The 13,729-nt window shown below is 59.1% G+C and carries 10 protein-coding genes, 1 tRNA gene and 5 pseudogenes; 5 read left to right on the top strand and 11 right to left on the bottom strand.

Annotated features, from left to right (window positions below; all coding sequences use genetic code 11):
* Positions 1–171: 171 nt before the first annotated feature.
* The 5 genes from fghA to ACVIGB_RS42065 all read right to left on the bottom strand — a co-directional run bounded on the left by fghA (position 172) and on the right by ACVIGB_RS42065 (position 3,888).
* The gene (gene fghA, locus ACVIGB_RS42085; RefSeq protein WP_456724911.1) at positions 172–1,014 is read right to left on the bottom strand and encodes an S-formylglutathione hydrolase; all 843 of its coding nucleotides are present in this window, start codon (positions 1,012–1,014) and stop codon (positions 172–174) included.
* Between the two features lie 3 nt (positions 1,015–1,017).
* The gene (locus tag ACVIGB_RS42080; RefSeq protein ID WP_456717534.1) at positions 1,018–1,419 is read right to left on the bottom strand and encodes a VOC family protein; all 402 of its coding nucleotides are present in this window, start codon (positions 1,417–1,419) and stop codon (positions 1,018–1,020) included.
* Between the two features lie 28 nt (positions 1,420–1,447).
* Positions 1,448–2,557 carry an S-(hydroxymethyl)glutathione dehydrogenase/class III alcohol dehydrogenase gene (locus ACVIGB_RS42075; RefSeq protein WP_456724912.1) on the bottom strand — a complete coding sequence of 370 codons (1,110 nt, stop codon included), beginning with the start codon at positions 2,555–2,557 and terminating at the stop codon, positions 1,448–1,450.
* A 780-nt stretch (positions 2,558–3,337) separates the two neighbouring features.
* Positions 3,338–3,628, bottom strand: coding sequence for a hypothetical protein (locus ACVIGB_RS42070; protein ID WP_456724913.1), 291 nt, complete (start codon positions 3,626–3,628; stop codon positions 3,338–3,340).
* Between the two features lie 35 nt (positions 3,629–3,663).
* A complete protein-coding gene (locus ACVIGB_RS42065; RefSeq protein WP_456724914.1) occupies positions 3,664–3,888 on the bottom strand; it encodes a hypothetical protein in 225 nt (74 codons plus the stop codon).
* A gap of 1,079 nt (positions 3,889–4,967) precedes the next feature.
* Between ACVIGB_RS42065 and ACVIGB_RS42060 the strand changes: the two genes are divergently transcribed.
* Positions 4,968–5,043 (top strand) — tRNA-Ile (locus tag ACVIGB_RS42060).
* A 654-nt stretch (positions 5,044–5,697) separates the two neighbouring features.
* Here the strand turns inward: ACVIGB_RS42060 and dapA are convergent.
* Positions 5,698–6,588 (bottom strand): 4-hydroxy-tetrahydrodipicolinate synthase, encoded by an 891-nt coding sequence (gene dapA, locus ACVIGB_RS42055; RefSeq protein ID WP_456724915.1) that lies wholly within the window; start codon positions 6,586–6,588, stop codon positions 5,698–5,700.
* A gap of 178 nt (positions 6,589–6,766) precedes the next feature.
* On the opposite strand from dapA, the gene ACVIGB_RS42050 reads away from it, so the two are divergent.
* Positions 6,767–6,961 carry a hypothetical protein gene (locus ACVIGB_RS42050; protein ID WP_456724916.1) on the top strand — a complete coding sequence of 65 codons (195 nt, stop codon included), beginning with the start codon at positions 6,767–6,769 and terminating at the stop codon, positions 6,959–6,961.
* 258 nt (positions 6,962–7,219) lie between these two features.
* Here the strand turns inward: ACVIGB_RS42050 and ACVIGB_RS42045 are convergent, their stop codons facing one another.
* On the bottom strand, positions 7,220–7,582 hold the full coding sequence (locus tag ACVIGB_RS42045; RefSeq protein ID WP_456724917.1) for an ABC transporter permease: 363 nt from the start codon (positions 7,580–7,582) through the stop codon (positions 7,220–7,222).
* Positions 7,583–7,664: 82 nt separating this feature from the next.
* Here ACVIGB_RS42045 and ACVIGB_RS42040 point away from each other — a divergent pair.
* The 3 pseudogenes from ACVIGB_RS42040 to ACVIGB_RS42030 all read left to right on the top strand — a co-directional run.
* Positions 7,665–7,766: pseudogene (locus ACVIGB_RS42040) on the top strand (GntR family transcriptional regulator); the annotation flags it as partial.
* Positions 7,767–8,108: 342 nt separating this feature from the next.
* Positions 8,109–9,497: pseudogene (pabB, locus tag ACVIGB_RS42035) on the top strand (aminodeoxychorismate synthase component I); the annotation flags it as partial.
* A 48-nt stretch (positions 9,498–9,545) separates the two neighbouring features.
* Positions 9,546–10,033, top strand: a pseudogene (locus ACVIGB_RS42030) (anthranilate synthase component II).
* Between the two features lie 1,117 nt (positions 10,034–11,150).
* Here the strand turns inward: ACVIGB_RS42030 and ACVIGB_RS42025 are convergent.
* The 4 genes and pseudogenes from ACVIGB_RS42025 to ACVIGB_RS42010 all read right to left on the bottom strand — a co-directional run bounded on the left by ACVIGB_RS42025 (position 11,151) and on the right by ACVIGB_RS42010 (position 13,659).
* Positions 11,151–11,396, bottom strand: a complete 246-nt coding sequence (locus tag ACVIGB_RS42025; protein ID WP_176540006.1) for a hypothetical protein — start codon at positions 11,394–11,396, stop codon at positions 11,151–11,153.
* Between the two features lie 2 nt (positions 11,397–11,398).
* A pseudogene (locus tag ACVIGB_RS42020) lies at positions 11,399–11,545 on the bottom strand (transposase domain-containing protein); the annotation flags it as partial.
* A gap of 164 nt (positions 11,546–11,709) precedes the next feature.
* Positions 11,710–12,649: pseudogene (locus tag ACVIGB_RS42015) on the bottom strand (tyrosine-type recombinase/integrase).
* Entirely contained in the window at positions 12,646–13,659 is a 1,014-nt protein-coding gene (locus ACVIGB_RS42010; RefSeq protein ID WP_456724918.1) for a tyrosine-type recombinase/integrase, read from the bottom strand. The pseudogene ACVIGB_RS42015 and the gene ACVIGB_RS42010 overlap by 4 nt, the downstream one beginning before the upstream one ends.
* Positions 13,660–13,729 lie beyond the last annotated feature (70 nt).

Here is a 13,729-nt window from a genome sequence, read left to right as displayed (position 1 = left end):
ATAAGAGGGCGCTTCTGGGGGCTATTATTCTTGGTTACCTGCCCTGATCCCTTCTCATCAATGCCAGCCGATGCCCAACGCGATCTTCGGCGCGCCTGCCGCCCTAACCGGTATCGCGATCTTGTGCTGCTGAAGAGAGTGCTGATGGCGTCGTGAGGCCAGATGCCGCTGCTAGGCCAGTCGTTCGGCATGCCAGTGCAGATGGTCACTCATGAAGGTGGAGATGAAGTAATAGCTATGGTCATAGGCGGGTTGCAAGCGCAGCGTCAGGGCGATGGCCGCCTTGGCGCAAGCGTCACGCAGCCTGTCAGGCTGTAAGTGGATCGCGAGGAACTGATCGGCATCGCCCTGATCCACCAGCAGATCCCGCACCTTGGCGCCATCCTCGATCAGCGCCACCGCGTCATGCTTGCGCCACGCGGCTCGGTCCGAACCGAGATAGCCGGCCAGGGCCTTCTGTCCCCAGGGCACCTGACTGGGAGCCGAGATCGGCGCGAAGGCCGACACGGCTAGGTAACGATCAGGGAAGGTCAGGCCGATGGTGAGGGCGCCATGGCCGCCCATCGAATGGCCCATGATCGATTGCTTATTAATATCCGCGGGAAAATGCGCGGCGATCAGATCCGGCAATTCCCGGGTGACATAGCTCCACATCCTGTAATTCTGCGAGAAAGGAGCTTCAGTCGCGTCGACGTAGAAGCCCGCTCCTAGCCCGAAATCATAGGCCTTGTCGGCATCGTCTGGCACGCCTTCGCCGCGCGGCGAAGTGTCGGGCGCGACGAAGATCAGGCCGAGTTCTGCGCACAAAGCGCGATATTCGCCCTTTTCCGTGACATTGGCATGGGTGCAGGTCAGGCCGGACAGATACCAGACCACCGGCAGCTTCGTCCCGTCCGCATGGGGCGGGACGAAGACCGAGAAGACCATCTCCGTGCCGGTGGACGCCGAGACGTGCTTATAGACGCCCTGCACTCCTCCGAAGGAGCGGTTGGCGCTGACCTGCTCCAAGCCCATCGGTTAGTTGCCGTCCGTGAAGGTGTAGGTGCAGACCTTGTTGCCGGCCGGATCACGCAGATAGGCAGCATAGGCTCCGGGCAAGTGGCCACGCGGACCGGGCGCGCCCTCATCGGTGCCGCCATTGGCGATGCCGGCGGCATGGAAGGCGTCGACCTGGGCCGTGCTGGCCGCCGCGAAGCCGATGGTCACGCCATTGCTCGACGGGGCGGCTCCGCTGCCCGGACGCGCGATGATGAAGGCCGGCTTGTCCTTGCCGTACAAAATCCAGCCATTGCCGAATGGCCCGAGATTCTTCACACCCAAGGCACCCAACGTCGCATCATAGAATTTTTCCGACGTCTTGAGATCGGCGGCGCCGATAAAAACGTGCGAGAAGATGCCGTCCCCCGAGATTACACCCATTATTTGCTCCTACCGTTGTAAAGCTGTTTCAGAACATCACCACGCTGCGGATGCTCTCGCCAGCGTGCATCAGTTCGAAGCCCTTGTTGATCTCGTCGAGCTTCAGCACGTGGGTGATCATCGGATCGATTTGGATCTTTCCGTTCATGTACCAGTCGACGATCTTCGGCACGTCGGTGCGGCCGCGCGCGCCGCCGAACGCGGTACCCTTCCAGACCCGTCCGGTGACGAGTTGGAACGGCCTGGTTGCGATCTCCTTGCCGGATTCCGCGACGCCGATCACGACCGACACGCCCCAGCCACGGTGGCAGGCTTCAAGCGCCTGGCGCATCACGTTCGTGTTGCCGGTGCAGTCGAAGGTGTAGTCGGCGCCGCCGTCGGTCAGGCTAACCAAATGCTGCACGATATCGCCGCTCACCTTGGTCGGGTTGACGAAATGCGTCATGCCGAACTGGCGGCCCCAATTGTCCTTGGAGTCGTTGATGTCGACCCCGATGATCTTGTCGGCGCCGACCATCTTGGCGCCCTGGATCACATTGAGGCCGATGCCGCCGAGTCCGAACACCACGACGTTGGAGCCCGGCGTCACCTTGGCGGTGTTGACGACGGCACCGACGCCGGTGGTGACGCCGCAGCCGATGTAGCAACTCTTGTCGAACGGCGCGTCCTCGCGGATCTTCGCCACCGCGATCTCAGGCAGCACGGTGAAGTTCGAGAAGGTCGAGCAGCCCATATAGTGGAAGACCGTCTTGCCCTTGTAGCTAAAGCGCGAGGTGCCGTCGGGCATCACGCCCTTGCCCTGCGTCGCGCGGATCGCGGTGCAGAGATTGGTCTTCTGGCTCAGACAGCTTTTGCACTGGCGGCATTCCGGCGTGTAGAGCGGGATCACGTGATCGCCCGGCTTCACCGACGTCACGCCGGAGCCGACCTCGCGAACGATGCCGGCACCTTCGTGGCCGAGGACTGAGGGGAAGATGCCTTCGCTGTCGAAGCCGTCGAGCGTGTAGGCGTCGGTGTGGCAGATGCCCGTCGCCTTGATCTCGATGAGGACCTCGCCGGCCTTGGGCCCTTCCAGGTCGAGCTCGACGATCTCAAGCGGCTTCTTGGCTTCGAATGCGACTGCGGCGCGGGTCTTCATTGCTGCCCCCTTGGGAATTTTAGTGACGTCAGACCGCGATCCAACCGACCGCAGACACGTTGTCTGCGCATGAATCGGACCTGACGCTACGATAGGAGATCGAGAAGCACATATATTAAGTGGCTGGGACTCGCGAAGGTTACGTCTAGCGTAGCTCGGCAACTCTATTGAGAGAGCAACGAGCGAAACCTAGGAACATTTCGATCTCGATTGATGCTAATTTCGATAGCATCGCGCTCAAATCCTCCTTCAGGGGCTCTTATTTTGAAGGATTCCAACGCAAGCGTCACGACGCGAGCCTTCCTGACCGAATACGGCAGCGCCGGTCGGAAGCGAATTAATCGATTTTCAGCTGGCCGAAGGCCCCTCATTGGCTGGGAGCGATTGCAGATTAATAGTAACCCGCGTGAGGCACCCCACCTAGCCGTCCCTCGGCTTGCGCGCGATACAGCCTGGCACGAGGAATCGTCGGAGGTGGAATGATGGCAAATGCCATGCTTGATGCCAGGCAGGAAGGTGACTCCTATCGTCATATCGAGGTGATCACCGGCGAGCGTCGGCGGCGACTATGGACGGGCGAGAAGAAGGCCGGGATCGTGGCGGGAGCTTTGAGGAGGGAGCGAACACCTCCGAGGTAGCGCGGCGCGATGGCGTTCCCCCAATGCGCTGGACAGTGATCGGCAGCCCCCCCGTCGGGGTTGGTGACCGGTGTCCTTCGCTGGTCAACATGGCAGCGATCTTGTCGTCGTGCATCTTGGTGCGGGCGAGTTCGAGCACATGTTATCGCATCTCCGCGCCCTGCGTGAGATTCTCTCCTGAGCTGACACGCATCTCTACCTCGATCTCGATGACGGCTCGCCGCGCCACACGATCCTCCACCCTGACGACGTCGTACTCGCCACGATCGAGGATCACCTTGTCAATGAGCCAACGCAGCAGCGCCTTGCGTTTCGCGTCGGTCGTGCTCGAGTCCGTCCAAATCTCAGAAAGACGGCCGGAGAGGTGAACGACTTTGTCGTTCAGCTCCATGTTGCCGACGGCGGTCTGAGCAATAGCCTGGGGAGCCTTCAAACGGGCCAGTACCTCCTCCGCCGCTCTGGCCTCCTTCAGAGACGCCTCCCAACGGCGTTCGAGCTCGGCAGCGACGAGCCGGTGTCAGAATCTACTCGGTTAAACTGACGTTCGGCGAGCGCTGCTTCGTAACGCCGGCGCTGGAGCTGCTGCTCGGTATTGCTACGTATTGCTTTGTACGTCTGCTGCTGAGCGCGATAAGCGCAAGACAACGCGTCAATCTCGGCCGGCGCCAGCGCCACGAGGAACGCTTGCGCCATGGCGGCGTCGACGCGGGGAGCACGGATGTATGGCACGCCGGCAGCCCGTGATGCGAACGCAGGTGATTGGCAGACGTACTCGGCGCGCCTCTGTAGCGAGCGTACATCTTGTGACCGCATCCGAGGCAGCCGTGCAGCCCGCAGATATCGAGCAGCGGATAGTGTCGCGCAGAATAACTACCGACTGACCTTTGAAGAGGTAACAGAAAAACGCGACAAATTGCTCAATCAGTACGCTGCGTACGCAACTTTTTTCTTTTGCTGCAATCTCGATTGTATTACCTGGGCCATTGAGGTGTTGGCCTCTTCGCACCGCTTCGAATCACTGAGTTGGTGGATAATGCCCCAGACTAGCGCTGAAATGTTCATTCGAGATCCGCCAAGAGATTTGCGGTATCTTGCGGTAGTCTCGCTACCGCAACCCTAACGGACCTTTCCTCCCTGACCTGGCCACCGGTCCTGTAGGATCTGGACGGCGGCGACCAAGGTGAGACGCGCTCTCTTCCTGATTGTCGCCCCATAAGGATTGGCGGCTCTCTTCGGCCTCAAGTTTAGTTGTGCTGATTGAGGAAGCATCCATCGGTCTGCGCTGCACCGACGCGGCGTCCGACAGGGGCAACGTGCGCGTTTGAAGTTTGAAGAGTTAATGCATACAGAGGCGTGCAGTTCAGTATCTAAGAAGCACTACCAGGCGCGTGGCTACCGCTTCAGAATCGATGGAAAGACGATCATTGGCAAGACGCAAACCAAATTGCAGCTTCTTCCGGTAAGTCGGGTACGATCGGATAGACCGTGAGCCGAATCGCAGCCCGGAAGTTGAGAGCTGATGGTGAGGTTTCGGCCTCTTAGTTTGGTTGGCTACCGGGGCGAAAGGCGAAGCGCCTCAGCGACTTTGTCGATCAGACTTCCATTGGCGCATCAAGCGATCGACTGCGATCGGCATTTCCTAGCAGAGGCGCTATCACTGGCACGGCAATTGCGAGCATTGGCGGACAATCGCTTGGCACCGGCACGGAGCCGCATGCGGCAGATGCGCTATTGCACCTTGGGCGCCAAGCTTGTAAGACGGCATACGGTATGGGCCTGTAGCTCAATGGTTAGAGCCGGCCGCTCATAACGGTCTAGTTGTAGGTTCGAATCCTGCCGGGCCCACCAGTATAATCAGCCAGCAGCAGCAGCAGCCCAGAATGCGCTAGATGGGGTGATCAAACTGATCATCATCCGGAATGTTCCGAATAGCTGGCGACAACCCGTCATGCGCGCCTTTACAAGTCGTGATTTTCGCGCCACCAAACATCGCGCAAACAGCTTGTTGTAGGACGAAGTTGAACTTTGGGCCAGGATCGGCGCATCGCACGTTTTGAGGCCAGCCAATCTACTCATGAGGCCGCTGGATTATCTAACTACCAGGTATTGAGTTATGGAAGCACCACAGAGCGGACGAATGTTTGCACGGCTCGAAGCTGCCGATGAACAGTAGCGGTGAAAGGCGCGCGCCGATTCGCCTCAACAGATCCCTAGCAGGACGATGGACGCACGTTCGTCGAGACGTGCGACAAGATTGCGTCGCATTCGCACAGCGAAATTGACGCGCAGGATGACACACGTGCTCGACCTCCGATGGGCGACGCGAACCGACGATGTTTCATCCGAATTTCTTTCACGAAGGCATCACTCCTTCAGCAATCACCTGAGATCGACGACCAACTTCGGAACCTCTATCACCATGGATCAGATGCTTCACCGCGAACCGCAGATCGATCCCAAGCTGTTCGATCATGGAATAGAAGACTTCAAGTCGGGTTTGGATCAGTTGATTAAACCAGCGTGTAGCATCGCTTCGCGAATCCGCTCTTGCGTGTTTTCGCTAACGGGTACCATCGGCAATCTGAGCGTCGACGAACATTTCCCAAGCAGCGACAACGCAAACTTGACTGGTGCAGGATTTGTCTCTTCAAATAGACTGACATGTAGGGGGGCAAGCTTGTCGTGCAATTTGAGCGCTGTCGCGTGATCCCCCGTCAGGCATGCGTTTTGCAAGTCCGCACAGAGGCGCGGTGCGACATTTGAGGTTACGGAGATCCAGCCGTGGCCACCATGCGCCATAAAGCCCAGTACAGTCATGTTCTCCCCCGACAACTGAATAAAGTCCGGACCCATAGCAGCGCGCTGCTGCGAGACGCGGCCCAAATCGTTGGTCGCATCCTTTACTCCCGCAATATTCCTCAGTTCCTGAAGCCGCTTCATCGTCTCCAGTGACATGTCGACGACAGAACGGCCGGGGATATTGTAAATGATTATAGGAATCCCGATCGCATCGTTGATCATCTTGTAATGTTGGAAAAGACCTTCCTGAGTTGGGATGTTGTAATACGGTGTAACAATCAATACCGCGTCCGCTCCCACCTTCTCCGCGTGTCTCGATAGTTCAATCGCCTCTGACGTTGAGTTTGAGCCGGCACCAGCAATTACCGGCACTCTTCCCCCAGCTTCATTGATGCACCACTCAATCAGCTGTTTATGTTCATCGTGAGAGAGGGTCGGACTCTCGCCGGTGGTTCCGACGGGCACCAAGCCATGCACTCCTTCCGCGATCTGCCATTCGACGAGATTGCGAAATGCCTCCTCATCCAGATTGTCTCCGTCAAAAGGGGTAGCCAGGGCGGTGAAACATCCTCGAAAATGCGCCTTTTTCGTCATTCGCATCCCTTCAAATTTGTCGCTGCAGCCAGCGTCGAAAGAAGCTTCTCAGGTATTGGTGGATGTCGAATTTTGGATCTGCCTGAGTGGTGGCGGACTGCTTGCCCCGAACGATCGTTAGCGACAACGATGTCATTTAGCTTGATATGGTACCGACCGATCGATATCGAATAATGCAATGGGCGCGCCATTTGCGCTTGAATTCGGCGCCGAGTCGCCATTTGTGACGGATTTCGCCGACCACATGAATCTCAGTGCCCTCGTGGCGATGAATGTCATTCCGAAGATAGTCGAGAGCCTGAGCGAGACAGTCGGGGATCTGCAGGAGGCGGAGCGTTTAGACTGGAGTGTGCAATGTCGGCTTTTCCATTAGATGACGCCGGTGCGCAATTCGCGAGGAAAATATGACGACCTCGTCGCCGAAGCGTCGCGAGTCGCCGCGGAAAAGGGATGGATCATAGTGTCTGGCTACTGCGGACGGTAGCACGAGTCGCCAAGTGCGCCTCGGGGGGCGTAGCACATCGTCCATCGACTTGGTTACGTGCCCTTCGCGTCTTCGCATCCGGCGACGCCCGAACAGGTCCGCCAAGGGAGCGCTGAAGCCACATAGATCCTGCGCTCGGAGAGCGATTCATATGTCAGCTCGGGGCGGCCCAATGCGGCGGAACGCGCCGAAGAGAAATTGTGCCAGTAGTGGAATGGTGACCGTAATCGCGATGAGGATCGAGGCGAACGCGTTCACCGTTGGCTCAATTCCGGTCATAATCATCGAATAGACCTGCGTGGGGACAGTCTGTGTCACCGGCGTGACTATGAATTGGGTTGCCGAAAACTCGTCGAATGATGCCGTGAATGCCAATAAGAGGCCGCCGATTAGCGCCGGCATCATCGTTGGGATTGTCACCCGGAACGTCGCCTGAATTTCGTCCGCGCCTAGGCTCAGCGCCGCCTCCTCGTAGTCCTTTCCGGTGGTCCGCAGCCGCGCCCAGATCACCAGGCGGTGATCCTAATTGGGCCACGGTCGCCAGCCAGCATTGCGCGCCACCGCGAACACCAATCGCGAATTTGCAAGCGTAGTGATTCTGCAAGCGCTGCGAGCGCGCAGCATCGATCAAGCCTGTAACCTGCTGGCGCGCCACATTCAAACGATTGAGCGTCTCGCCCTTCCCGCGGCCTGACCCGGAATGAGATCTGGCGAGCTGCGTTTCAGACCGCCGGCCATCGCAAGAGTGTCAAACCACTCTCTTTGGCACACGAGGCGGCAGGTGGCGCTAGCGTTGTAACGGGCTCGATCTCAAGATAGCGCCTCGCGGCCGACTATGACGTATCAACGGACGCGCGTTTCGCCTCAGAGGCAGGCGTAATCCAGCTTAGTCGGCGCGTCGTATCCAGCGACGGATCTTAATCTGACAGTCAACCTCGAGAGCATGCGACGCTCCGACGAGCGTCGCGCTCGTTGGGGTCGGGATCACAACCGAAGCGCGTCCCACAGCATGCCAGTCGCCGGTGCTTCATCAACCATGCACGTCCGTGAACTACAGTGGATTGAGCCTATCACAGCCGTGCGATGTCTCGCGCATCGACCGAACCTCACGTTTCTCGACAGCGCAGCAAGGCATGAATTGCTCGGGCGTTATTCCTATCTGACTTGCGATCCATTCAGCACCTACATAGTCGCGGGTGGACAGGCGAGTTGCAACGGCGAAGATATCGATGGCGATCCATGGGGCGTTCTTCGCACCCTTCTCGGCAAGTATCCGCAAGAGCATCGTCCCGACCTCCCGCCGTTTCAGGGAGGAGCGGCTGGCTTTCTTGCCTACGATTTGAACAGGACGCTGGAGGAATTGCCGGCGCCAGCAATTCCCGGTCAGCATTTGCCCCAATCCATTCTGCATCTTTAAGACGTTGTCGTCAGCTACGACCACCGGCACAACAGATGCCGGATCGTCTCGACCGGATGGCCGGAGCAGGATCCCGCGCGTCGCGGCGAGCGCGCACGTCGTCGAGCAGATGAGTTTGAAGCACTGCTTGCCAACCCGAAGTCGCCGCGGATTGTGCTCCCTGGCACAGCCGGTGCATGGAATTCCAGCTTCAGCCGGGAAGCATATATTGCGGCTGTACAGCGCGTCATCGATTTGATTCTGGCCGGAGACCTCTTCCAAGCCAATATTGCGCAGCGCTTCACAGCCAGGCTGTCGACTATATTCGATCCGCTCACCTTCTACCGCCAACTGCGGTCATTGAATCCGGCACCCTTCGGGGCCCTCCTGCGCTACGGCAGGCTGACCATCGCATCGAGCTCACCTGAGCGCTTCCTGAAGCTAGACGGAACACGGGTCGAGACACGACCCATCAAAGGCACGATCGCGCGTTCGTCTGACTCCAACGAAGACCAGCGCCGCGCTCAAATGCCCGTTGCGTCCGAAAAGGATCGGGCCGAGAACATTATGATCGTCGACCTCGTGCGTAACGATCTATCACGCGTTTGCACTCCGCATTCTGTCGACTTTCCAGCCCTGTGCGATCTTGAATCCTATGCCTCCGTGCACCACCTCGTCTCCGTCGTTACGGGTCAACTTGCGGGAGACGAAGATGCGGTTACCCTACTTCGCGCTTGCTTTCCTGGTGGCTCCATTGCCGGCGCGCCGAAGGTGCGATCGATGCAGATAATTACGGAAATCGAGCGTGTGGCGCGAGAGGTCTATTGCGGAGCGATCGGCTTTATCGGCTTCAACGGGCAGATGGACACGAACATTGCGATCCGCACAGTAACGATTGACGACGATATGGCTGTGTTTCATGCAGGCAGCGGTATAACGGCGATGTCGGACCCAGCGGCAGAATACGAGGAGACGCTTGCCAAGGCGCAGCGAATCTTTGACGCATTTCGCGCTGAAACATGCGGTGCACATTTCAACATCGCCCGCTATTTCCACAAGCTTGGTGAAGCAACGGAAGTGTTCCGCAACGACGTGGTCAGCGTCAGCGACCTGATTGACCTCAAGCCGCGCGCAGTGGTCATCTCCCCCGGTCCCTGCACTCCAATGGAGGCCGGAGTATCGACTACCGTCGTCCGCGAACTCTCAGGGCGTATTCCGATTCTCGGCATCTGCCTCGGACACCAGTGTATCGGCAGCATATTCGGCGGGCGCGTGGCGCGTGCACGTCGCCCAATGCACGGTCGGTCCTCGTATATAACCCACGACGCCGAGGACTATTCAAGGACCTCCCGTCCCCAATTTGCGTTGGTCGCTACCATTCTCTTGTCGTTGAGCTCAATGAGTCATGCGCACCGCATCTTGCGGTTACCGCGCGTTCCGACGAGGGCGAGATCATGGCGCTCGCACATCGGTATGAACCAACCTATGGCGTGCAGTTCCATCCGGAATCGATACTTACCCGAGACGGGCACGGGGTGCTTAGAAACTTCTTGCGAGTCGCGTAGACTTACTCGTCGCAGCAGGCAATGGCAACAAAGTAACCTCGTGACTTGGAATTGGGCGCCGCTATCTCGTAGAACCAACCATAATCGAAGAACTGCTTTTTGTGGCGTGCACCCACTACATCCGGAGCGGAGGCCGCCTTGCCGAGCAAAGCGAAATATTGAGAGCGTCGATCGGGAGTGATTCATCGCAGCTGAGAACTTCAAGACGATGGTCATAGCGGGCCGTGTGAAGGCGAGCTTTGCCAAGCTAGTTGAGGCTCCGTCCGAAGGAATGACGCAATGCGACCTTGCACCTTCAAATATTTCGACTAGAAAATGAGAGGCCCCGCTCTCGTGGAGACAAGGGCGGGGCCGCTCCCCTGCCCCCGAGGGTGGGAGCCGCGCTGGTGAGAACAGCGCGCTACTACGCAACGTTCGTTTCCGTCGGCCTCGTGTTCGGCGGAGCGCTCAGAGACTCACGGCGCTGGCCTTTGTGCCTCTGCGCTATCTACGACGTTGCGTAAGACGATTTCAGACAGTTGCAAAACCAGCTGTTTGAGACGCGTAATCTCTTGCTTGCAGCGCTCAAGCTCGCACTGTTCGTCGGTCATGAGCGATATTTCGTGACGATCTCTGTTTTCTGTCACATGAGTCATCCAGAACCTGGTCGAGAAGAGGCTCAAATCCGAATTCGCAATGAGTTCCGCGTGTGTCCACCCCATTCATTCCGCTTAGTTACTTCGCGAACCATCTAAAATGCAAGGATGCAAGGCATTGGCCGTGCGACGTCAATTCGACAAGTAGTGGCCTTGATGCAATATTCGCATGTCATCTCGGATGGAGTTACACCGGTTCAGGCACCGTCGCTTCCTGCCGAACGGGCTGGTTCGCTGCGCTAGACCAGTGCTCGGAATGCCTCAATTCCTTCCCCAGCCGAATCAGGTTGTACCGCAGCCAGTCCCTCTCATGCCTCTCGCGCTGGCTGCGCCGAAACAACGTCTCAGCATAGATGCCCATGCGATGTCGGTAGAAATACCTAGCCATATCGTAGCTCATATGCCGCTGGGCCGAGGGGAGATGGTTTAGCCTTTGCTAGAACCAAGGTTAGCATCCGGCGTAGGCCCGCAGCTTGATTGGATTATTCCGGCGGCCAGCGCTTAAGCAATCCCGGATTTTCTTTGTACATGCGGACGAGCTCGATCAGGTTTTCGATACCGAAGTCTGTGAACGCCTGGACGCCATCTTCTCCGACGCCATAGACCCAGATGACGCCGTCCTCGATCTCCATTCCGTTGGCGACATCCGACAGCCAGTCTTCTTCCACACCGAGATCCTCGGCGACGCGATTGATTGTGGTGACGTGATGGACCTTGTTGACGTGCATGGTCACGCAGCTCGAGCGGGGATCCTTGAGGCCGATGGGGTCCAATTCCAAGGCAGCAGCTCGTCCAGCCGATGAGCTGGATGAGAGGCGATACGGGCAAGGACATCGGTCAGCCAAGCCTGCGGATCAACACCGTTCATCTTGGCCGTTTATGCCGGCCGCCGAACTATGCCGAACGGGTTTGGTATGGCGCGCCGTTGTCACGCTGGCACGCGTCGATTGCGTGCGCGGCAGCCCCACTCCATTCGGCATAGTCTGGCGTTCAGAGCGCCTCCAGAAAGGCGAGCAGGCGGTCGTTCGGCTGGAAGCGGGTTCACTTGCCGCGCTCGTACGGCTTAAGCTTCGCCAGGGCAGCTTCCTTGAGGGCGAGGTGGGCGTGCAGGTACGTCTGCGTCGTCTCGACCGAGCCACAGCGCGATCACGGAACAGTCGACGCCGGCTTGCAGCAGTTCCATCGCAGCGCTGTGCCTCAGCACGTGCGGCGACACGCTCTTGGCCTTCAAAGACGGGCAACTCTTGTGAGCGACACGAACATGCTTTCCCAGCAGGGACTGGACGCTGTCGGCACTGAGCCGGCCCCCGTGCACGTTCGGGAACAACGCTGTTGCTCCTTTCCGCAACGGTTCCTTGAGCCATGCCTGGAGCGCACACCGAGCGAGTGTGGTCAGCGGAGTGGTCCGCTCCTTCCGCCCTTTACCGACGCATCGCACGTGTGCGCCAGACCCGAGGTGGACGGCATCCCGGTCAAGGCCAGTCAGCTCTGAGAGGCGTAAGCCCGTCTGGGCCGCGACCAGCAGCAAGGTGTGATCGCGGCGGCCAAGCCACGTCGTTAGATCGGGCGCGGCGAGAACCGCCTCGATCTCGGGGCGCGTCAGGAAGTGCACCTGTCGCTTGTCGTGACGCTTGCTCGGTATGGCGAGCACGCGCTGGATCAGCGAACCGTCTGCCGGCTCTTCGAAGGACACAAACTTGAAGAAGGATCGGATGGCCGTCAGACGCAGGTTACGCGTCTTCGCGCTGGCGCCGCGCTTTACCTCGAGATCGGTTAGGAACGCGCCGATGAACGTTGCGTCCAAATCGGTGAGCGTCAGGGCCGATGGGGGCTTCCGCAGCTGCACCTGTGCGAACATGAACAGCGGCCGGAACGTGTCCCTGTAGGAGGCGATCGTGTTGCCGCTAACATTGCGCTGGCGCATGAGGCGCTCGGTGAAGAAGCGCTCGATCAACGTGGCGACATTGCAGGCGGGCTTCATGGCGTCACCTCCCATCGCCGATCGAGACGCCGCGCGGCTTCTTCCATCAACTCGGGGCAGGCCGAGAGATACCAGGAAGTGTCGCGCACGCAGGCGTGGCCGAGGTAAGTGGATAGTACTGGGAGTTGTTGCTCGACGTCCTTGCCTTCGCGATACCAGTTGAGCAGCGTCCGGATGGCGAAGCGATGACGGAAGTCATGCACGCGTGGCCCGGTACGATCACCTGGGCGCCGCAGCCCGATCTCTCTGGACAATCGCCAGAAGATGCGATGAACGTACTGGTGCAGCAAGCGGCCTCCCTGTTCGGCAACGGTCGAGCCGCAGCGTGATCCGAGCAGCGCATCGCGCCGGTGGGCGTAGTCGCGCAGCGCGGTTCTCGTCGTCAAATGCAATGGTACGAGCCGCGACTTGCCGAACTTGGTCAGCCGGACCGTCAGCACGCCGGCGTCGAGGTCGACGTCATCACGCTCCAGGCCCATCGCCTCGGATATACGCATGCCCGTCACCGCGATCAGCCCGAACAAGGCATGGTAGGTCCATCGGCGCAGCCCGTCCGCTGGTGACAGAGCCAGCGCTGCCGTCAGCAACGCATCGATCTCCGCGTCGCTGTAAACATAGGGCTTGGCGCGCTTCCATCCGGGCAGCATGCCGACGGGCGGCACCTCCGTTCTCGGGTCGAAGTTGGCGACATGGCGCGCGAACCCGCGCACGTCGCTCAATCGCAGCGCCCAGGATGCATGACGATCAGGCGGCAGCGTTGCCCATTCCATGGCCAGCTTCGTCGTGATGCTCCTGGCCTTGCGCTTCTCCATGAAGGCGACGAAGTCGGCGGCGCCACCGGGGCACACCTCGTGCAGGAACCTGCGGATGACCGGGAGATGGCGGACGATGGACCTCGGGGCCAAGCCGCGCTCTGATCGTAGGTAGGCATCGAACTCCTTGAAGATCCGTTCGTGCGGGGTGAGAGGCAGTAGCACCAACGGCGCGATCGCGCCTTCCGCGCGCAGCACCGACAGCCATCGCTTGTGAACCTCCTCCGAATTGATGGACACCTGTAGTAGGCTCGAAGAGCCAGGAGGT

Source organism: Bradyrhizobium sp. USDA 4341 (assembly GCF_054063755.1).
The sequence above is the reverse complement of the archived record's forward strand: the minus strand, read 5'-3'. Positions and strand labels throughout refer to the sequence as shown.

Bases quoted from the DNA above. Each gene is read 5' to 3' on its own strand.
- fghA (WP_456724911.1), bottom strand. From the start codon at position 1,014: ATGGGCTTGGAGCAGGTCAGCGCCAACCGCTCCTTCGGAGGAGTGCAG.
- ACVIGB_RS42080 (WP_456717534.1), bottom strand. From the start codon at position 1,419: ATGGGTGTAATCTCGGGGGACGGCATCTTCTCGCACGTTTTTATCGGC.
- dapA (WP_456724915.1), bottom strand. From the start codon at position 6,588: ATGACGAAAAAGGCGCATTTTCGAGGATGTTTCACCGCCCTGGCTACC.
- ACVIGB_RS42075 (WP_456724912.1), bottom strand. From the start codon at position 2,557: ATGAAGACCCGCGCCGCAGTCGCATTCGAAGCCAAGAAGCCGCTTGAG.
- ACVIGB_RS42050 (WP_456724916.1), top strand. From the start codon at position 6,767: ATGGGCGCGCCATTTGCGCTTGAATTCGGCGCCGAGTCGCCATTTGTG.
- ACVIGB_RS42025 (WP_176540006.1), bottom strand. From the start codon at position 11,396: ATGCACGTCAACAAGGTCCATCACGTCACCACAATCAATCGCGTCGCC.
- ACVIGB_RS42065 (WP_456724914.1), bottom strand. From the start codon at position 3,888: ATGGCGCAAGCGTTCCTCGTGGCGCTGGCGCCGGCCGAGATTGACGCG.